The sequence below is a fragment of the Variovorax sp. 54 genome (assembly GCF_002754375.1).
GTDB lineage: Bacteria > Pseudomonadota > Gammaproteobacteria > Burkholderiales > Burkholderiaceae_C > Variovorax.
The window spans coordinates 4082399-4101906 of sequence record NZ_PEFF01000001.1; the positions used below are offsets into that span (position 1 = coordinate 4082399).

Consider the following 19508-nt stretch of genomic DNA (forward strand, 5'->3'; position numbering starts at 1 on the left):
CGCAGCGGCACAAAGAAAAAGGGGCTGGTGATTCACCAGCCCCTTTTTCATTCACCGAAGAACGGTGTGTCGTTCAGTCAGGGACCTCAGAGGTTGAGCGCCGAGACAGCTTCCAGGCCTTGCTTGATGTTGTTGCGCGCGGCACCTTCCACCGACATGCGCAGGCGGGTCGTTCCGACGAGCGAGTCGAACGCGCCGCCCGTGTAGGTCGACTTGATGACCTGGCGCATCGCGACCGACTTGTCGGAGGTCTTGATGAGCGACCAGCCTGCTTCCATGTCGACCGTGAACGCGGCGCCGAACATGGGCTTGGTCAGCTTGACGATCGAGACCGACAGCTCGTAGTCGCCGCTCTTGCCCTTGACGACTTCCTTGAACAGGGCCGACTGCGTGACCGACTTCTCGATGGCGGCACCCAGGTCTTCGTTGGTGATGTCCGAGCTCCACAGCGGGTTCGTTTCGTTGCCGCCGCCGGTCTTCACCGACACCGAGTAGGGCAGCTTCTTGCTCGAGGCGATGCTGGTGGGCGTCATGGCCTCGCGGTTGGCCGACGAGGCGCAGCCTGCGAGCACGACGACGATGGAGAGAACGGCCAGGGCGCCTGCGCGGCGAAGGGTGGTGGTGTTGATCATTTGGTTTTGTCCGATTCTTTGAAGATGTTGCCGACCACTTCATCGACCATTTCGGGCGGCGAGAGGCGTGTGAGGGAGGTGTGGAGCGAATTGCCGGTGGCCAACGGGTAGTCGGACTTGGGTTCGCGGACCGTGACGGTGAGCTCGACGAGGTACATGGTGATGTCCCACATCCACTTGTCGACGTAGGTGACGACAGCGTCGACTGGCTCGGGGGGCTTGGCTTCTTCCGTGACCTCGAAGCCGCGTTTGCGCAGGTTGCCCGCAATCAGCTTCTGGAGCGTGCCGTCTTCCCCCTCGAGCTTCCTGACCTGCACCACGCGCAGCTTGTCAAGATTCGCCGAGGGGTCGACGGTGGCTGTGGCGCGGTTGACCGCGCAGCCGCTCGCGAACACGGAAACAGCCACGACTGCGAGAAGCAGCCTGATGACTCTTTTCAAATTAACTTCTCCTCCGCCCGGGATGGGCCGGAGGAATGTAGCTGGAAATGTGTAGAAACGTTTCCTGAACGCCGATCCCTAGCGAAAAATTCGCCGCGCCGCAGTCGGACTGCACAGTTGCAGCCTTCTGGGCGCTTCGGGGCGTTCAATTGCCGGTGGCGGCAGGCTCGTCGGACGCGGGCGCGTCCGGTGCGGATTCGGCGGCTTGCGGCGCAGCTTCTGGTGCTGCTTCCGGTGCCGCTGCGGCCGCAGCGGCGGCGGCTTCTGCCGCTGCCTCGGCCCGCTTCTTGTCGTCACGCACGCGCTGCAGCGTGCGCGTCACGTCGCCGGGCTTCATGCCGTACATGTCGGCGAACTCCTGTTCGCTGCGGCCGCTGGCTTCGAAGGCGCGCAGCAGGGCTTCGCGCTTGGCGGCCTGCTGGGCGAGTTCGGCCAGGGCTTCGTCGACGATGGCGTTGGTGTTGGCGTCGCGCGAGCGCACCAGCACGGCATACGCCTCGTGGTCGAGGTTCGAGGCTTCGATGGCCTTGGCGATGCGCGTCACCAGCTGCGGACGCAGGTCTTCGCCGGGGTTGCGGTGCGAGCGGCGGCGGTGCAGCTCGAGGATGGCGTGGTGCACGTGCTCGGGCGCGACCGGGTCGAGCGCGTTGCCGTCGAGGTCATGGCGCGCATGGCCGGCGGCCACGCTCTCCAGGTAGCGCGTGGAACGCGCATGCTGGCCCATCGCGACCTTCAGGTCTTCGGCCTTGAAGTCTTCGGGATGGCGCGCAATCAGCTCTTCGTACACGCCGAGCTTGAGCGGCACGAAACGCGCGCCGAAGAGCTGCGGGTACAGCGCGAACAGGCGTTCCAGTACCGGGTTGACCTTGCGCGGTGCGCGCTGGGCTTCCGGTTGTTGTTGCTGTTGCGGCTGCTGCGGGCCGCGCGGCTTGCGCCCTTGCTGGGGTTGCTGCTGCCCGTGCGGGCGCTGCTGCTGCTTGGCCCGCGGCGGGCGTTGCTGTTGCTGCTGTGGCTCGGAAGCGGGTTGCGCGACCGACGCGTCAGCGCCTGCGTCGGGGCCCGCGCCGGTCTTCAGCTGCTGCAGCTGCTCGGCCATGTCCGGGCGCTGGCGCCGTGCGTTGCGCGAGTTCGTGTTCGGGGCGGCGGTGGATGCGTCGGTCATACGGAAGGCTCGGCGATGGGCGCGAGGGATGGAAAAGGGAAGAAAAAGAACAACCGGTCCCGCGCGGTCAGCGCGGCCGGAACATCCTGCGGGTATTGTCAGGGCGGATCGTCATGCGCGTGCAGCGCCTCGGTCAGCGGCTTGCCGGCCGATCAGCAGCCGGAACGGCAGCAGCATCAGCACGCCGACACCGAGCTTCACGCCCAGGTCGCCGAGCGCCCAGGTGAGCCAGGGGCCGTCGGTGCCTGCGAAGGCGATGCCCCAGAAGACGATGCTGTCGAGCACGGCCGCGATCACCGTGGCCACGAGCGGCGCGCGCCACCAGAGGCCGCGGCGCAGGCGGTCGAACACGCGGATGTCGAGCAGCTGTGAGGCAATGAAGGCCAGGCCCGAGGCGGCGGCGATGCGCGCCGGTGCGAGCAGCAACGACACCGCCACGGCCACCGCGAAGCCGACCCAGGCCACGCGCCGCGCCATGCCGGGGCCGAAGCGCCGGTTGACGAGATCGCTCACGAGGTAGGCCACCGGGTAGGTGAAGGCGCCCCAGGTGAGCCAGTCGTTGATCGCGAACTGCACCAGGATGTTGGACGCGAGCACCACGGCGGCCATCGCCAGCGTGGCGACGGCCAGCTGGCCGGTGGTGGGACGGTGGAAGTGCATCGTCAAACCGCCGTGCCGAGCACGCTGCGCGCCACGGCCTCGGCCACCTTGATGCCGTCCACGCCGGCCGACAGGATGCCGCCCGCGTAGCTCGCGCCTTCGCCGGCCGGGTAGAGGCCGCGCACGTTCAGGCTCTGGAGGTCGTCGCCGCGCGTGATGCGGATGGGCGACGAGGTGCGCGTTTCCACGCCGGTGAGCACGGCGTCATGCGTGTCGAAGCCCTTGATCTTGCGACCGAAGGCGGGAAAGGCCTCGCGCATCGCCTCGATGGCGTAGGCGGGCAACGCCTGGTGCAGGTCGGTCGGCGTCACGCCGGGCTTGTACGACGGGATGATGCTGCCGAGTGCGGTCGACGGCTTGCCGGCGATGAAGTCGCCCACCAGCTGGCCGGGCGCATGGTAGTTGCTGCCGCCGAGCACGTAGGCGTTGCTTTCGAGCTGGCGCTGCAAGGCGATGCCTGCGAGCGCGTCCCCGGGGAAGTCCTTCGGGTCGATGCCCACCACGATGCCCGCGTTGGCGTTGCGTTCGTTGCGCGAGTACTGGCTCATGCCGTTGGTGACCACGCGGCCCGGCTCGCTGGTGGCCGCGACCACGGTGCCGCCGGGGCACATGCAGAAGCTGTAGACCGAGCGGCCGTTGCTCGCGTGGTGCACCAGCTTGTAGTCGGCCGCGCCGAGCAGCGGATGGCCCGCGTGGCGGCCCCAGCGGGCGCGGTCGATCAGGCCCTGCGGGTGCTCCACGCGAAAGCCGATCGAGAAGGGCTTGGCCTCGATGTACACGCCGCGTGCATGCAGCATCTCGAAGGTGTCGCGCGAGCTGTGGCCCAGCGCCATCACGACGTGGTCGGCGCGCAGTTCGCTGCTCTGGCCCGTCGTCTGGTCGAGCACGGTGAGGCCTCGCAGGTGGCCGTCTTCGATCTGCACGTCGGTCACGCGCTGCTCGAAGCGGATCTCGCCGCCGAGCGCGACGATCTGTTCGCGGATGTTCTCGACCACCTTCACCAGCTTGAAGGTGCCGATGTGCGGGTGCGCGACGTACAAGATTTCGGGCGGCGCGCCCGCCTTCACGAACTCTTCCATCACCTTGCGGCCGAGGAAGCGCGGGTCCTTGATCTGGCTGTAGAGCTTGCCGTCCGAGAAGGTGCCGGCGCCGCCTTCACCGAACTGCACGTTCGACTCGGGGTTGAGCACGCTCTTGCGCCACAGGCCCCAGGTGTCGCGGGTGCGCTGGCGCACGGTCTTGCCGCGTTCGAGCACGATGGGCTTGAAGCCCATCTTCGCGAGCATCAGCGCCGCGAAGATGCCGCAGGGGCCGAAGCCGATCACCACGGGGCGCGTCGCGTCGGCGGGCGCATGGCCCGGCGGCGTGTAGCGCATGTCGGGCGCGGGCTGGATGTGCGGATGGCTGGCGTGCTTGGCGAGCAGCGCGGCTTCGAGCGCCGCGTCGGCCAGTTGCACGTCGCAGATGTAGACCGTGAGCAGGTCGACCTTGCGGGCGTCGAAGCTGCGCTTGTAGACGGTGTGGGAGGCGATCGCTTCAGGCGGAACGTCGAGCGTTCGGGCGATCAGGGTGGCCAGCGCGTCAGGCGCGTGGTCGAGCGGGAGTTTGAGTTCGGAGATTCGCAGCATGTCGGTGTGGCTTGTGGTTATCAAGCAGACCGACGATTTTAAGCGCCTGGGGCGCTATGAAACTTGTAGCTGGATCAGGCGGGCAGGAAGCCCTCGACCGACAGGTAGCGCTCGCCCGTGTCGTAGTTGAAGCCCAGCACCACCGCATCGGGCGCCAGCGAGGGCAGCTTCTGCGCGATGGCCGCGAGCGTCGCGCCCGACGAAATGCCGACCAGGATGCCTTCCTCGACCGCGCAGCGGCGCGCCATTTCGCGCGCGGGTTCGGCGTCGACCTGCAGCACGCCGTCGAGCAGCGAGGTGTCGAGGTTCTTCGGAATGAAGCCCGCGCCGATGCCCTGGATGGGGTGGGGCGCCGGCGCGCCGCCCGAGATCACGGGCGAGGCCACGGGCTCCACCGCGAACACCTGCAGCTTGGGCCACTTCTTCTTGAGCACCCGCGCCACGCCCGTGATGTGGCCGCCCGTGCCCACGCCGGTGATGAGCACGTCGATGCCCTCGGGAAAGTCGGCCGCGATCTCTTCGGCCGTGGTGCGCACGTGCACGTCGACGTTCGCGGGGTTGTTGAACTGCTGCGGCATCCACGCGCCCGGCGTGCCGGCCACGATTTCCTCGGCGCGGGCGATGGAAGCCTTCATGCCGCCGGCGCGCGGCGTGAGGTCGAAGGTGGCGCCGTAGGCCAGCATCAGGCGGCGGCGCTCGACCGACATGCTGTCGGGCATCACCAGGATCAGCTTGTAGCCCTTGACGGCCGCGACCATCGCCAGGCCGATGCCGGTGTTGCCCGAGGTCGGCTCGACGATCGTGCCGCCGGGTTTCAGCGCGCCGCTCTTCTCCGCGTCTTCGACCATCGCGAGCGCGATGCGGTCCTTGATCGAGCCGCCGGGGTTGGCGCGCTCCGACTTGATCCAGACCTGCTGCTTCGCGTGACCGAACAGACGGTTGATGCGGATGTGCGGCGTGTTGCCGATGGTCTGGAGGATGTTCTGGGCCTTCATGGAATCTCCTTGGATGCGAGTGGCGGATGGTCAGCGCGCATTGTGAGACCAGCCGTGCGCGGTTGTCGCCTGGCGCGATGCCGGTCGGCATGCTGGCTGGTCTGACATTGCCACGCTATGCATTTGAAAATACAGCGATGTACATTACCGTGCCTTTCATTCCTTGAATGAAGAGGCACACGTTGTGTCGATCAAAACATAGAGAAGACGGAGACTTGAGCATGCAGTGGTCCAGAAGCCTGGTGTGGGGTGGGGTTGTGTGGATGCTGGCCGGGTGCGGCGGCGGGGCGGATGCCGGCGCGGTGTTCCCGCCGATCGTGCCGGCGCCCGCACCGGCGCCCGCGCCTGCGCCACCACCCCCTGCGCCGCCCGCGCCGGCACCCGCACCGGCCGTGCAACTGGGCGGCGCGGTCGATCGCCCCGCGGCCTTCACCGAGGCCGACCTGTCGGCGCGCGCCGCCGTCACGCAGACTGTCAACTTCTCCAGCGGCAGCGGGCCGCAGACCCACACCTACACGGGCACCGCGCTGTGGTCGCTGCTGAACGACGCGGGCCTGCAGGCCGACCCCGCGCGCAAGAACGACCTGCTTGGCCGCTACGTGCTGGCCACCGGCGCCGACGGCTACCAGGTGGCCTTCGCGCTCGGCGAGCTGAGCCCCGACTACGGCAACAAGCCAAGCCTGCTGGTTTACGCCGAAACGAAAGACGGCGCTTCGGCCCCGCTGGGCGCGGCCGACGGCCCGTTCCGCGTCACTGCGCCGGGCGACGTGAAGGGCGGGCGCTATGTGTCCAACCTCGTGCGGCTCGACGTCCGGGCGCCCGCCGCCACGGCCACCGGCATCGGCGGCGGCGTCTCGACCACCTTCGCCGTGTCGGGCCAGGTGAAGACGCCCGCGCAGTTCGACCTGCAGGCGCTCAAGGGCCTCACGCCCGCGATCGATGTGACGATCGGCGCCAACGTCTACCGCGGCGTCAGCCTCTGGACGCTGCTCAGCGGCCTGGGCCTGCCGGCCGCGCCGAAGAACGTCACGCTGGGCATGGTGGCGGTCGCCACCGGCAGCGACGGTTACCGCGCCACGGTGTCGCTGGGCGAGATCGATCCGAACTTCGGTGCTAAGGGCGCGCTGGTGGCCTACCAGATGAACGGCGTCGACCTCACGGGCGCCGGATTCGCGCGGCTCGTGGTGCCGGGCGAGGTGAAACAGAGCCGTTCGGTGTCGAACCTCGTCGCCATCGAGGTGTTCGCGGCGGGGGCGCCGTAGCGATGCGGCGATAATCGCGCCGTGAAGCACGCCAGACCGCCGCTGGTGCAAGCCCGAAAGGGACGACGCTGCGCCTTCGGGCAACAGCATCGGGTCGAAAGATCGCACTGGAGGAACGTCCGGACTGCACAGGACAGCGCAGGAGTTAACGACTCTCCACCGTGAGGTGAGGATCAGAGCAACAGAGACGAGCCGATTAAGTTCGGGTGAAACGGGCAATCTCTGCGCGCAGCAACACCAAGTAGGCCAGTATTGAGGTGGTTCCGCTGAGCTGGCGGGTAGGTGGCATCGAGCCGTTTGGCGACAAACGGCCCAGAGTAATGGCGGTCACGCCGGGGTCTTCGCAAGAGGGTTCCGGTGCACAGAATCCGGCTTATCGGCGAGCTTCACACTTTTCTTTCTCTCCCCCTTTTTCTTTGGGCCGCGCGCTGACGACATGCGCGGTCGCATGCAAGACTCGGTAGAAACCCGTACAATTGTTAGCAAGCTAACTAATTGATAACGCCGTGGCCGACTCCGAACCCCTCTCCCCGCTGCGCGAACACGCGCTGATGCGGCTCGGCACCTCGCTGTCGGTGCTCCAGCGCGGCTACCGCGCGGGGGCAGACAAGGCGGTGGCGCACGTCGGCCTGTCGCAGACGCTGGCCTGGCCGGTCGTGGTGCTCGGGCGCATGGAAGACGGCGTGCGCCAAGGCACGGTGGCGGAGGCGCTGGGCATCGAAGGGCCGTCGCTGGTGCGCTCGCTCGACCAACTGGTCGAGGCCGGCCTGGTCGAGCGCCGCGAAGACCCGGCCGACCGCCGCGCCAAGACGCTGCACCTCACGGCCGCCGGCCGCGCCGTCTGCGAGCCCATCGAGGCCGCGCTGCGCCAGATGCGCGCCGCGCTGTTCGAAGGCATTCCCGACGAGGACATCGCCGCTACCTTGCGCGTCTTCGGCGCGCTCGAGGCCAAGCTCGGCCGCAGTGCCTCCGGCATGCAGAGCCTGACGCAGGAAGGGCGCGGCCAGTAGATGTCAGTGTTGGCGTTGCCGCGCTTCACCCGCGCGGAAGTTCTCTTTTCCGTCAAGAGCTTCGCCGCCGCGATGCTGGCGATGTACCTGGCCAGCCGCGCCGGCCTGCCGCGCCCGTTCTGGGCGCTCATGACCACCTACGTCGTCGCCCATCCGCTGGCCGGCGCCGTGCGCTCCAAGGCGGTGTTCCGCTTCTGCGGCACGCTCATCGGCAGCGTCGCCACCGTGCTCATGGTGCCCGCGCTGTCCAACGCGCCCGAGCTGCTCACGCTGGTGCTCGCGCTGTGGGTCGGGCTGTGCCTGTACATCTCGCTGCTCGACCGCACGCCGCGCTCGTACGTCTTCATGCTCGCCGGCTACACGGCGGCGCTGATCGGCTTTCCGTCGGTGCAGACGCCGCTCGTGCTGTTCGACACCGCCGTGGCGCGCGTGGAAGAAATCGGCCTGGGCATCCTGTGCGCCACGCTGGTCCACAGCCTCGTGCTGCCCACGGGGCTCGCGCCTACCGTGCTGGGCCTGCTCGACCGCACGCTGAAAGACGCGCGCCAGTGGATCGGCGACCTGTTCCAGCCCGGCGACCGCAGCACCCCCAAGGACGCCGACCCCAAGCGCCTGGACGACGACCGCCGCCGCCTCGCGGGCGACATCACGCAGCTGCGCCTGCTCTCTACCCACGTGCCCTTCGACACCACGCACCTGCGCTGGACCGCTGGCGCCATCCGCGCCATGCAGGACCGCGTGGCGGCACTCACGCCCGCGCTGTCGGCCGTCGAAGACCGGCTGCAGGCGCTGGCGCAAGCCGAAGGCCGCCTCGCGCCCGACGTCACCGCCGTGCTGGCGCTGGCCGCGCAATGGCTGCGCGACGAAAGCGACCCGGCCGTCGACGCATCGGCCCGCCTGCAGGCGCTGCGCCAGGCGATCGGCACGCTGGGCACCGCGCAGGACACGGGGCTCAGCCCCTGGGCCCGCGCGCTGCGCATCGGCCTCGCGGGCCGGCTCGAAGAACTGGTCGACGGCTGGACCGCCTGCGCCCAGCTGCGCCGCGACATCGACGAAGGCCTGAAGGGCGGCGCGCCGCTGCGCCGCACGGCCGCGCTCGGCCATCGCGCGATGCACCGCGACCACGGCATGGCGCTGCTCTCGGCGCTCGCGGCCGTCATCGCCATCTGCCTGTGCGGTGCGTTCTGGATCCTCACGGGCTGGACCATGGGCTCGGCCGCCACCATGATGGCCGCGGTCTTCTGCTGCTTCTTCGCGACCATGGACGACCCGGTGCCGGCGATCCACGGTTTCCTGAAGTGGACGCTGTGGTCCATTCCGATCTCGGCCGTCTACGTGCTCGTGCTCATGCCCACGGTGCAGGACTTCGGCATGCTGGTCGTCATCTGCGCGCCGCTCTTTTTGCTGCTGGGCCTGTACCTGCCGCGCCCGACGCACTTCATGGCCGCGATGGCGCTGGTCTTCGGCGTGTCGGGCACGCTCGCGATGCACGACACCGCCAGCGCCGACCTCGTGAGCTTCATCAACAGCATGATCGGCCAGGTCGTCGGCGTGGTGGTCGCAGCGCGCGTCACGCGCCTCGTGCGTTCGGTGGGCGCCGACTGGAGCGCGCGCCGCATCCAGCGCGCCACCTGGCGTGAACTCGGCGACATGGCCGCGTCGGCCCAGCCGCAGTACGCGCAGAGCGACGCCTATGCCGTGCGCATGCTCGACCGCATCGGCCTGCTGGCGCCGCGCATCGCGCAGGCCGGTGGCACCGTCGAAGGCGTGGCCGCCAACGACGCGCTGCGCGACCTGCGCATGGGCGCCGACATCGCCGTGCTGCAGCGCGTGCGCGCCCAGCTGCCGATGGCCACCTCGGCCGCGCTGCTCGGCGGCATCGCGCGCTTCTTCCGCCAGCGCGGCGAAGGCCGCATGGCGCCGCGACCGGCGGCACTGCTGCCGCAGATCGATGAAGCATTGGCCGCCGTGCTCGCTGCACGCGACACCTCCACCGCGTCGCGCGCCGCCGTCACCGCACTGGTCGGCCTGCGCCGCAACCTGTTCCCCGACGCACCGCCTTCGCTCGCAGCCGTGTCCGTGTCCTCTTCACCGCAAGGAGCTTCCGCATGATCGGCGAAGCCAGTTTCTACGGGCTCTACGTGCCCTGGCTCATGCTGCTGGCCGCCGCCGCGCTGCTCGCCCTGTGGGGCGTGCGCCGGCTGCTCGCCGCCACCGGCCTGTACCGCTGGGTGTGGCACCCGGCGCTGTTCGACATGGCGCTGTACCTGCTGCTGCTGTACGGCCTGAGCCGCCTCACGGCACACCTGCAATGACGCCTGCAATGACAACCCAAACACCACAGAGATTCCCATGAAAGCCAACCCCTTCGCAGACAACCCCCGGGCCCAGAGCCTGCTGCGCGTTCTTCTCACCGTGGCCGTGGTGGCCGTCGCCGTCTGGGCGGGCTTTCGCCTGTGGGACCACTACGAACTCTCGCCGTGGACGCGCGACGGCCGCGTGCGCGCCAACGTGGTTCAGATCGCGCCCGACGTCTCGGGCCTCGTCACGGCCGTGCCGATCCGCGACAACCAGTCGGTCGCCGCCGGCACGCTGCTGTTCGAGGTCGACCGCGCGCGCTACGACCTCGCCGTGCGCCAGGCGCAGGCCGCGCTCGCCGCGCAGCGCGCCGTGAGCGCCCAGGCCCAGCGCGAGAACGCGCGCAACACGGGGCTCGACGACCTGGTGTCGAAGGAGTCGCGCGAACAGACCCGCGCCCGCGTCGAGCAGGCCCAAGCTGCTGTCGCGCAGGCCGAGGTGGCGCTCGATGCGGCGCGCCTGAACCTGCAGCGTGCCGAAGTGCGCGCACCGGCCGACGGCCTCGTCACCAACCTCGACCTGCGCCAGGGCAGCTACGCCGCCGCCGGCCACCCGGTGCTCGCGCTGGTCGATGCGCAGTCGTTCTACGTCGAGGGCTACTTCGAAGAAACCAAGCTGCCGCGCATCCACCTGGGCGACCGCGTGCGCGTGACGCCGATGGGCGGTGGCGCGGTGCTCGAAGGCGCGGTCGACAGCGTGGCCGCCGGCATCGCCGACCGCGACCGCTCCACCAGCGCCAACCTGCTGCCCAGCGTGAACCCGACCTTCAACTGGGTGCGGCTGGCGCAGCGCATCCCGGTGCGCGTGAAGCTCGACCCGCTGCCCGACGGCGCGCGCCTCGTGGCCGGCCAGACGGTCACGGTGCAGGTGCTCGAACGCGACACCGCCACGCCGAAGAAGGGATGACCGCCATGACCCGCTTCGCCTTTCGTATGGCCTCGCTCGCCCTCACGGCGATCGCGGCCGGACTCGCGGCCTGCGCGGCGGTCGGCCCCGACTACCAGCAGCCGCCCGAAGCACTGGCCAGCCAGCCCGCTGCCGCCAAGCCCTTCGCCGAAGCACCGGCCCACGCCGCGCCGCTGCCCGCGCACTGGTGGCGCCTGTACCACGACCCGCTGCTCGACCGGCTCGTCACCCAGGCGCTCGCGCACAACACCGACCTGCGCCAGGCCGTGGCCAACCTCGAGCGCGAACGCGCCATCGAAACCGAAGTGGCCGGCGCCAAGTACCCCACGATCGGCGTCAACGGCGGGCCGTCGTTCGGCCATGTCTCGGGCCTGTCGCTGCTGCAGAAGGGCTACGAGCCGCCGAACACCTTCAACTACAGCGCGGGTGCGTCGCTGTCGTACCAGGTCGACCTGTTCGGCCAGATCCGCCGCGCCATCGAGGCCTCGGCCGCCAACAGCCAGGCCGCCGAAGCCGCGCTCGACCTCGTGCGCGTGAACGTCGCGGCGGGCACCGCGCGCGCCTATGCCGAGGCCTGCTCGGCCGGCCTGCGGCTGCAGATTGCGCAGAAGTCGGTCGCGCTGCAACAAGACGCCGTGAATGTCACCGAGCGCCTGCAACGCGCGGGCCGCGCCGGCGCCATCGACGCCGGCCGCGCGCGCGCCCAGCTCGCGCAGCTCGATGCCGCACTGCCGCCGCTGAAGGCCCAGCGTCAGGGCGCGCTCTATCGGCTGGCCACGCTCACCGGCGCACTGCCGCAAGACTTTCCGCGCGAGGTGGCCGACTGCACCACGGCGCCGCGCGTGGCCGGCGCACTGCCGGTGGGCGACGGCGCCGCGCTGCTGCGCCGCCGGCCCGACATCCGCCAGGCCGAGCGCAGCCTCGCCGCATCGACCGCGCGCATCGGCGTCGCCACGGCCGACCTCTATCCGAAGGTGACGCTGGGTCTGTCGGGCTCGTCGGCCGGCCATGCCACCGGCTTCGGCCGGCAGGACACGCTGGCCTGGAGCGTCGGCCCGCTGATCTCGTGGACCGTGCCCAACACCGGCGCCGCGCAGGCCCGCATCGCGCAGGCCGAGGCGGGCACGCGCGCCGCGCTCGCCAAGTTCGACGGCACCGTGCTGACCGCGCTGCGCGAGACCGAGACCGCGCTCGGCACCTACGCCCGCGAACTCGACCGCCGCGCCGCGCTGCAGGCCTCGCGCGACGAAAGCGCCAAGGTCGCCGCGCAGGCGCGCCAGCTGTACCGCAACGGCCGCACGGCCTACCTCGACACGCTCGACGCCGAACGCGCATTGGCCGGCGCCGATGCCGCATTGGCGGCCAGCGAAGCGCAACTGGCCGACGACCAGGTCGTGCTGTTCATGGCGCTCGGCGGTGGCTGGGAGCCGGCGGACGACGCGCTCGCGCACGCCGATCAAGGCAAGCCCGCCACGACCGTCCGCTGAGCGGCACGCGCTCGCTCAGCGCGTGAACAGCCAGCCGCCCTTGGGCTGGCGCGTCAGCTCGTGGCGCTTGACGGCGCGCTCCTCGCCGTCGTCGCCCACGTAGACCACCTCGAAGCGCAGCAGCCGGGGCGACACCAGCTTCCAGTTCTGGATGCGCTGCACCGTCACGCAGGCGGTCTTGTCGTGGTACTGCATCTCAGCCATCGGCCCGCCCTGGAAGCCCGTGCCGTCGAACAGCCGGCCGGGCGCCGCGAAGGGGTTGAGCACCGCGCCATTGCGCGCCGTGATGCAGCCTTCGGTGCGCAGGAAGGATTCGATGGTCGGCGACGCGCTCCCCACCACCTTGCCCACCGCGGGGCTCGGGGGCTTGCCGCCGACGGCTTCGCGGATGCGATCGACCTGCACCGCGGTGATCGGCGCGAGGCCGTCTTTCGAAACCACGGTGGGTGGGGTCGCGGGTTGGGCTGTCGCTGCGGGCGGCGAGGCAGCCGGTTCGTCCGTGGACAGCAGGCCGGAGAGGTAGCTGCAGCCCGCCAGCAGTGTCAGGGGCAGGGTGCAGGCCAGGGTGCGGATCGGTGTGCCGAACTTCATGGTGCTGGAATCTCCCGTGTGCGGCGCGGGCCGCTGTCTTCAGGTGGCAGTTTGCGGTGCTGCCTCGTCGTCCTCAAGCCGCTCTCAAAAACGCTCGTGCGGCGCCAGGTAGCGCCACTGTCCCGGCTGCAGCCCGGCCAGCGGCACGCGGCCGATGCGCAAACGCCGCATCGCGACGATGCGCAGGCCCACGGTGTCGCAGATGTTCGCGATCTGCCCGGGCCGCGCGCCCTTCAGTGCAAAGCGCAGACCGGTCTGGTCGTCGGCCTGGCGGCCGATGCTCACGCGCGCGGGCGAACGCTCCAGCCGCGCCAGTATTTCAGGCCCGACCGGGCCGGCCACATCGACCATCACTTCATGTTCGAGGATGCCCGCGTCTTCCTGCAGCTTGCGCTCGATGCGGAACTCCTGCGTGTAGGCCACGAGGCCGCTGGCGCCGGTTTCGAGCGGCGTCATGCAGCGTTGCCCGCGCACATGCGCCGGCAGGAAGCGCTGGCCCTCGCGTTCGGGGTCGTGGTGATTCGCGGCCACCAGCAGCTGGTGGGCGTTGTCGGTCGGCATGCCGGCGGGCTTGTAGAGCACCAGCGTCACCGGCACGATCGGCTCGGGCCGCGCGCCGGCCGCGATCTCGACCTGCTGGTGCGCCTGCACGCGCGACTGCGGCAGCAGGGCGGGCACGCCGTCGACGCGCACCGCGCCGTTCTCGATCAGCAGTTCGGCCTCGCGGCGCGACACCTGGGCCATGGCGGCCACGCGCTTGGCCAGGCGCACGCCTTCGTCGCCGGGCGCAGAGGGGCGGTTCGAGCGGTTCATCGCGCGTCCGCCAGTTGACGGATGCGCGCCACGTGCGCCGCCAGCGACCGCGCCGCCACCGGCCACATGCGCTCGGGCACGTCGTCGTAGGCGAGCGGCAGCCACTGCTCGGGCGTGCCTTCGGGCAGCCGCTGCATCGCGGCGGCGATCTTGGCTTCGCGTTTCAGGCGGTGCGCCTTCAGGTGCGCGATGGCCGTGCGCGCAAAGCCGATCACGTAGCCGTGCGCCGGCAGGATGAAGTCGATGCCGCCGGCCGCGCAGGCCGCGTCGAGCTTGTCGAGCGACTCGAGGTACGCCGTCATGTCGCCGTCCGGCGGGTCGACCACCGTCGTGCTGCCGTTGAGGATGTGGTCGCCCGAGAACAGCAGGCCGTCTTCTTCGAGCACCAGGCACAGGTGGTTGGCCGCGTGGCCGGGCGTGTGGATGGCGCGCAGCGTGTGCGTGAGTGGCGTGCCGTCGGGCGCGGTGCCCGAGAGCACCAGCCGTTCGCCGTCGGCCAGCTCGCGCTCGGCGCTGAAGCGCGCGGTGGAACGTGCCGTGGGCGCGGACGACAGCCCGAGGATCTGCGGCTTGCGCCCTGCAGCGCACAGCGCCTGCAGCGGCGCGGCGCCCGGCGAGTGGTCGGCGTGCGAGTGCGTGCAGACGATGAGGCGGATGTCGCCTTGCGTGGCTTCGATCAGCCGCGCGAGGTGCGTCGCGTCGTTCGGGCCCGGGTCGATCACGAGGTAGCCGGTGGCCGCGTCGCCCACGAGGTAGGTGTTGGTGCCCGGGCCGGTCATGGCGCTGGGGTTGGGTGCGGTGAGGCGCTGCACGTTCTTCAGCAGCGCCACGGGCTGCGTGCTCTGCCAGTCGAGCGCATGCGCGATCTGGCCGTCGGGGCACACCAGCGCGAGCTCGCCGAAGGGCGACTCGTGTTCCATGTAGCGCGCGTCCTCGCCCTTGAGCAGGCCGGCGCGCGGGCAGCTGGTCCACAGCGGTTTTTCTTCGCCGCCGGCGATGGGCGCGCAGGCCGCGAGCACCGCATCGACCGATGCATAGGCCGCCATGCGCTGCAACGTGCGGATGGTCGGGAAGATCATGAAGAAGCTGCCCGCCTCGTGGCGCGCCAGCGCGTCGGCCGGGCGCACCCAGCAGGGCTCGAACTGCTCGCTCTCGTCGGCCGTGGGCACTTGGCCTTCGGGCATGCGTGCCACCAGGAAGGGCACGTCGAAGCGCTTGGGCAGGTCGCGGTCGGTGATCCAGTGCGCGAAGGTGAACACGGCGTCGGCCGACAGCACCAGGCCGCGTGCCGCGCACTGGTCGGCGAAGGCCGTGCCGGCGGTGGCGTTGCGGTCCATCGCGGCGACCTCGTCGGCGCTCACGGCGCGGCCGTCGGCGTGGCGGGCCAGCAGGATGCCCAGCTCTTCGAAGGCCTCGCGGATCGCGGCGATGGCTTGGGTGTGTTGCGTGGTGCTTTGCGTGGCGCGCCGCGCCGCAATGCGTGCGGCGGCGGCGTCGGCCGCGTCGATGTGGCCCCCCGGGAAAACGTAGGCACCGGGCGCGAAGCTCGCGGTGGCCGAGCGCCGGGTCATGAGGAGTTCGAGCCCGGCGTCGGTGTCGCGCAGCAGCAGGACGGTGGCGGCGGCGCGCACGGGCACCGGCTCGCGATTGGCGTGGAGTTGTTGTGTGGGGCGGACCATGGAGCGATTATGGAGAGGCAAGGGGCGCGGTGCATAAGCACATGTGCAAACAGATATCAGCCGCGCGCCACAATGTGCGCCTGCACCGTCCGCCTCGAAGAAAGACCGATATGGCCCATTCTCCCTTCTCGCGTCGCGCCTTGCTGGCCGCCGGCGCCTTGCTCTGCACCACCGCCGCATCGACCCTCGCGCTGGCCCAGCCCGACTGGCCGCAACAACCCGTCACACTGATCATGGGCTTCCCGGCCGGCTCGGGCGTCGATGTGGTGGCCCGCGCCATCCAGGAGCCGCTGTCGCGCCAGCTCGGCAAGCCCGTGATCATCGACTACAAGTCGGGCGCGGCCGGCAACATCGCCAGCGAGTACGTCGCGCATGCCAAGCCCGACGGCTACACGCTCTCGTTCGGCACCGCCGCCACGCACGGCAGCAATGCCGCGCTGTACAAGAAGCTGCCCTTCGACGTGGAGGCCGACTTCGTGCCCGTGGCGCCCGTGCTCGACGTGTCGAACGTGCTCACCATCAACCCCGACGTGATCAACGTGCGCACGCTCAAGGAGTTCGTCGAGCTGGTGAAGGCCAACCCCGGCAAGTACAACTACGCCTCCACCGGCAACGGCGCGGGCACGCACATGGCCTTTGCCGAGTTCAACTCGCGCCTGGGCCTGAACATGGTCCACGTGCCCTACAAGGGCGGCCCCGAGGCCATCACCTCGGTGGTGCGCGGCGAAACCTGCTGCATCATGAACCAGGTGCAGACCGTGCTGCCGCACTACAAGGCCGGCAAGGTGCGCCTGCTGGGCGTGACCACCGCCACGGCCGTGCCGGCCGTGAAGGAAGTGCCGACTATCGCCTCCAGCGGCCTGCCCGGCACCAAGGGCTTCGACAGCGCCATCTGGTTCGGCATCTTCGCGCCCAAGGGCACCGACGCGCACATCGTCGACAAGCTCAACGCCGCCGTGAAGACGGTGCTCGAGCAGCCCGAGATCCGCGAGCGCTTCGAGAGCCAGGGCAACACCGTGCGCATCGAGTCGCCCGCGCAGTTCAAGAAGACCGTGCACGCCAACCGCGTGAAGTGGGCCGAAGTCGCCAAGGCGGCGAACATCAGCATCGACTGATCACAGCGTCTTGGTCAGGGTGAGGATGAAGCGGGCCTTGTTCGGCGAGTAGGTCGTCTGGCCGACCGTGCCGAAGCCGACGTCGTAGCCCGGGTTGGCCACTGAAACGTACGAACTCTTCTTGTTGGCACCTTGCACCGAGCCGGTCAGCGTGAGGCCGCTGCCGAAGTCGTAGGTGGCGCCGACGTTGTAGTCCACATAGCTTTTGTAGCCCAGGCTGCGGATGTCGCTCGACATGTTCGTGTAGCCCACGGCCGCTTTCAGCGTGACCTTGGGCACGATCTCCTTGCTGTAGGCCAGGTTCAGGTAGCCGGTGTTGCGGCCCGTGCGGCCCGAGCCGGTCTTGGCGCCGGCGTAGCCGAAGTAGTCTTTCGACACCGTGTGCGAGTACTTCAGCGTGAACGAGCCAAGCGTGGCGTCGCTGTAGCCCGCGCTGGTGTACAGCTCCGTCGTGTTCCCCGTCGAATTGCCCGGGTACAGGTAGGTGAGCGCGCCCACGTCCATGTCGAGCGGGCCGGCCTTGAACTTGTAGCCACCGTACAGGTCGCTCTCCAGGCTGTTGCCCTTGAGCCAGTTGACGCTCGAATTCCAGTTGCCGAGGTAGAAGCCGCTGTCGCCGAAGGCGTAGTCGAAACCGCCCTGCACGGCGGGCTTGAAGCCGCGGGTCTTGGCGTAGTCGTTCTTGCCGAGCATGTCCTGGTCCTGGCCGCGGAACTTGTAGTTCGTGGTCAGCGCCACATTGCCCGTGAGCTGCGCGTTGGCGAGCATCGGCAGGGCGAACAGGGTGGGAAGAACGAGCACCGGCAAGGCGGTGCGAAGGAGGTGTTTCATCGAAAGAATTCGCTAACGGATGGAGGAGCCGGCAGCGTAGAAGGGCGCGTCTAAAGGCCGCGTAAAAAACGAAGGCCCCGGCGCAAAAGTTGTGTGTCGGGCATCGTCATCGCGACCACGCCCACCACCACGCAGGCCAGCCCGACCCACGCCGTGGCCGCCAGCGTCTCGCCCAGAAACACCACGCCGATCGTCACGCCGATGGGCACGCGCAGATACGCCTGTGCCGAGGTCGACATCGGCCCCAGCGTCTTGATGAGCCGGAAGTAGATCGTGAAGGCCAGCGCGGTCGAGAGCACCGCCAGCGCCAGCACGGCGAGCATCGATGCGGCCGAGGGGGCGAGCGCCCAGGGCCTGTCGATCGCCAGGCTTGCGGGCACGAGCAGCGCCGCGCCGCTCAACAGCGAGCCGGCCGCAGGCACCATCGGGTCCAGGCCCTTGAACACGCGGCCGAACATCGCGGCGCAGCCGTAGCAGACGGCCGCCACCACCAGCGCCAGCTGTGCCAGCAGCGAATGCCCCAGCCCATGCAGTGCCTCGAAGCCCACGATCAGGCAGATGCCCGCCAGCCCCGCCCCCACGCCGAAGAGGCGCTGCAGCGTGGGCTTCCCCGAGCCGCCGAGGCCCCACCCCAGCAGGAAGATGAAGATCGGCGAGGTCGAGTTGAGGATGGTCGCCAACCCCGCATCCACGCTGCGTTCGGCCCACGCGATCAGCGTGAACGGCAGCACGCTGTTCAGGCAGGCTTGCAACGCGAAGCGCCGCCATGTCGCGCCGTCTGTCGGCAAATGCACGCCGCGCACGCGCAGCACCGCGAGCAGCAGCAACCCGGCGATCAGGGTGCGCGCCGCGATCAGCGTGACCGGCGGGATCGTCGCCACGCCGATCTTGATGAAGGTGTACGAGGCACCCCAGCAGGTCGCGAGCACCGCGAGCAGCGCCCATTCGAAAGCAGGGGCGTGGGGTTGGCCTGAAGCGGCGCGCGTGGTCGTTGGCATGGTGCGCCGATCTTCGCGAGACCGGCCTCTCGACACTTCGCTGATGAACGAAATGTCGGCGAAACGTGCGCGCGAAAGCCTCAGTGGCTGTGATCGTGCCCGTGGCTTCGCGCCGGCGCGTCGCCATTCAGCAGCGCCGCCAGGTCGACTTCCTGCTCCGCCGCCGCTCCCGCGATCACGCGCTGCTCCAGCTCGTCCAGGTGTTCCAGCGCCACGGCCAGTGCGGCGTCGAGCGAATCGCCCATGAGCGCTTCGATGATCTGTTCGTGCTCGCGCGGCGCGCAGCTCGCGGCCTCGGCCGAGTCGTACAGCGCCTTGTAGAGCTCGGTGTTCGCAATCAGCCGCCGGATGTACGACAGCAGTTCGTCGCTGCCCGCCATCTGCGCCAGCAGCAGGTGGAAGTCGCCCGCCAGGCGAATCGCATCCTCGCGCCGGCCTTCCTTGAACGCCTTCTGCTCCGCCTGCACGTGCTTGCGCAGCGCAGCCACCTGGTCGCGCGCCAGCGTGCCGAACAGCGTGGTCACCAGCCCGGCTTCCACGATGCGGCGCGCGCGGTAGATGCCGCGCATGTCCTCGATCGACGGGTTGGGCACGAAGGCGCCGCGGTTGTGTTCCAGCACCAAGCGCTTTTCGGAGCCCAGCCGTGCCAGCACCTTGCGCACCGCGCCGCGCGTGCAGCCCAGCGCCTCGGCCAGCGCGCGCTCGCGCAGCGGCGTGCCCGGGCGCAGCTTGCCGCTGAGCAGCGCCTTGGACACGGCGGCGTAGACGCGCTCGTCCACGTTCGCGTCGTCAGCGGACTCGATGGGTTCGGTCGAAGGGTTGGGCGCGGTGGATCGGCGGGTGGCGGCTGGCATGGGCCTGCGGATTATTGCCTGCACCCCGCCGCCTCCGGGAAAGCCCCCGGATTGACGCGGCCCGCCCGGCTCCGTACCATTCGCGCC

19 protein-coding genes and 1 other RNA gene are annotated in these 19508 nt (G+C 69.6%); 8 read left to right on the forward strand and 12 right to left on the reverse strand.

The window, feature by feature from the left end:
* Positions 1-86: 86 nt before the first annotated feature.
* The 6 genes from CLU95_RS18865 to cysK form a co-directional block, all read right to left on the reverse strand.
* A complete protein-coding gene (locus CLU95_RS18865) occupies positions 87-632 on the reverse strand; it encodes a hypothetical protein (RefSeq protein WP_099795021.1) in 546 nt (181 codons plus the stop codon).
* Positions 629-1039 (reverse strand): hypothetical protein, encoded by a 411-nt coding sequence (locus CLU95_RS18870; RefSeq protein WP_257214667.1) that lies wholly within the window; start codon positions 1037-1039, stop codon positions 629-631. The genes CLU95_RS18865 and CLU95_RS18870 overlap by 4 nt, the downstream gene beginning before the upstream one ends.
* Positions 1040-1217: 178 nt before the next feature.
* The gene (locus tag CLU95_RS18875; protein ID WP_099795023.1) at positions 1218-2234 is read right to left on the reverse strand and encodes a ProQ/FinO family protein; all 1017 of its coding nucleotides are present in this window, start codon (positions 2232-2234) and stop codon (positions 1218-1220) included.
* Between the two features lie 111 nt (positions 2235-2345).
* A complete protein-coding gene (locus CLU95_RS18880) occupies positions 2346-2894 on the reverse strand; it encodes a VUT family protein (RefSeq protein WP_099795024.1) in 549 nt (182 codons plus the stop codon).
* Between the two features lie 2 nt (positions 2895-2896).
* Entirely contained in the window at positions 2897-4522 is a 1626-nt protein-coding gene (locus tag CLU95_RS18885) for an NAD(P)/FAD-dependent oxidoreductase (RefSeq protein WP_099795025.1), read from the reverse strand.
* A gap of 74 nt (positions 4523-4596) precedes the next feature.
* Complete coding sequence (gene cysK / locus CLU95_RS18890; RefSeq protein ID WP_099795026.1) at positions 4597-5517, reverse strand: cysteine synthase A; 921 nt, start codon at positions 5515-5517, stop codon at positions 4597-4599.
* A gap of 221 nt (positions 5518-5738) precedes the next feature.
* Between cysK and CLU95_RS18900 the strand changes: the two genes are divergently transcribed.
* The 7 genes from CLU95_RS18900 to CLU95_RS18930 all read left to right on the forward strand — a co-directional run bounded on the left by CLU95_RS18900 (position 5739) and on the right by CLU95_RS18930 (position 12540).
* A complete protein-coding gene (locus CLU95_RS18900) occupies positions 5739-6779 on the forward strand; it encodes a molybdopterin-binding oxidoreductase (protein ID WP_180288642.1) in 1041 nt (346 codons plus the stop codon).
* A 23-nt stretch (positions 6780-6802) separates the two neighbouring features.
* An RNA gene (gene rnpB / locus CLU95_RS18905) (RNase P RNA component class A) lies at positions 6803-7171 on the forward strand.
* A 159-nt stretch (positions 7172-7330) separates the two neighbouring features.
* Positions 7331-7789, forward strand: a complete 459-nt coding sequence (locus CLU95_RS18910) for a MarR family winged helix-turn-helix transcriptional regulator (RefSeq protein WP_099797380.1) — start codon at positions 7331-7333, stop codon at positions 7787-7789.
* Positions 7790-9901 (forward strand): FUSC family protein, encoded by a 2112-nt coding sequence (locus CLU95_RS18915; protein ID WP_099795028.1) that lies wholly within the window; start codon positions 7790-7792, stop codon positions 9899-9901. It abuts the gene before it with no gap.
* Positions 9898-10104: a DUF1656 domain-containing protein gene (locus CLU95_RS18920; protein ID WP_099795029.1), complete on the forward strand. Its 207-nt coding sequence runs from the start codon at positions 9898-9900 to the stop codon at positions 10102-10104. Before CLU95_RS18915 ends, CLU95_RS18920 begins: the two co-directional genes overlap by 4 nt.
* 37 nt (positions 10105-10141) lie before the next feature.
* Positions 10142-11053 (forward strand): efflux RND transporter periplasmic adaptor subunit, encoded by a 912-nt coding sequence (locus CLU95_RS18925; RefSeq protein WP_099795030.1) that lies wholly within the window; start codon positions 10142-10144, stop codon positions 11051-11053.
* Positions 11050-12540, forward strand: a complete 1491-nt coding sequence (locus CLU95_RS18930) for an efflux transporter outer membrane subunit (RefSeq protein ID WP_099795031.1) — start codon at positions 11050-11052, stop codon at positions 12538-12540. Before CLU95_RS18925 ends, CLU95_RS18930 begins: the two co-directional genes overlap by 4 nt.
* A gap of 15 nt (positions 12541-12555) precedes the next feature.
* Here CLU95_RS18930 and CLU95_RS18935 read toward each other — a convergent pair whose 3' ends face one another.
* The 3 genes from CLU95_RS18935 to CLU95_RS18945 all read right to left on the reverse strand — a co-directional run bounded on the left by CLU95_RS18935 (position 12556) and on the right by CLU95_RS18945 (position 15623).
* Positions 12556-13131 carry a hypothetical protein gene (locus CLU95_RS18935; protein WP_099795032.1) on the reverse strand — a complete coding sequence of 192 codons (576 nt, stop codon included), beginning with the start codon at positions 13129-13131 and terminating at the stop codon, positions 12556-12558.
* Positions 13132-13215: 84 nt separating this feature from the next.
* Positions 13216-13944: an RNA pseudouridine synthase gene (locus CLU95_RS18940; protein ID WP_099795033.1), complete on the reverse strand. Its 729-nt coding sequence runs from the start codon at positions 13942-13944 to the stop codon at positions 13216-13218.
* Entirely contained in the window at positions 13941-15623 is a 1683-nt protein-coding gene (locus tag CLU95_RS18945; RefSeq protein ID WP_099795034.1) for an MBL fold metallo-hydrolase, read from the reverse strand. The genes CLU95_RS18940 and CLU95_RS18945 overlap by 4 nt, the downstream gene beginning before the upstream one ends.
* A 110-nt stretch (positions 15624-15733) precedes the next feature.
* On the opposite strand from CLU95_RS18945, the gene CLU95_RS18950 reads away from it, so the two are divergent.
* Positions 15734-16738 carry a Bug family tripartite tricarboxylate transporter substrate binding protein gene (locus CLU95_RS18950; RefSeq protein WP_099795035.1) on the forward strand — a complete coding sequence of 335 codons (1005 nt, stop codon included), beginning with the start codon at positions 15734-15736 and terminating at the stop codon, positions 16736-16738.
* On the opposite strand, the gene CLU95_RS18955 is transcribed toward CLU95_RS18950, so the two are convergent.
* The 3 genes from CLU95_RS18955 to CLU95_RS18965 all read right to left on the reverse strand — a co-directional run bounded on the left by CLU95_RS18955 (position 16739) and on the right by CLU95_RS18965 (position 19421).
* Positions 16739-17569: a TorF family putative porin gene (locus CLU95_RS18955; RefSeq protein WP_099795036.1), complete on the reverse strand. Its 831-nt coding sequence runs from the start codon at positions 17567-17569 to the stop codon at positions 16739-16741.
* Positions 17570-17619: 50 nt separating this feature from the next.
* Positions 17620-18567: a DMT family transporter gene (locus tag CLU95_RS18960; RefSeq protein WP_099795037.1), complete on the reverse strand. Its 948-nt coding sequence runs from the start codon at positions 18565-18567 to the stop codon at positions 17620-17622.
* 80 nt (positions 18568-18647) lie between these two features.
* The gene (locus CLU95_RS18965) at positions 18648-19421 is read right to left on the reverse strand and encodes a GntR family transcriptional regulator (protein WP_099795038.1); all 774 of its coding nucleotides are present in this window, start codon (positions 19419-19421) and stop codon (positions 18648-18650) included.
* Positions 19422-19508: the final 87 nt, after the last annotated feature.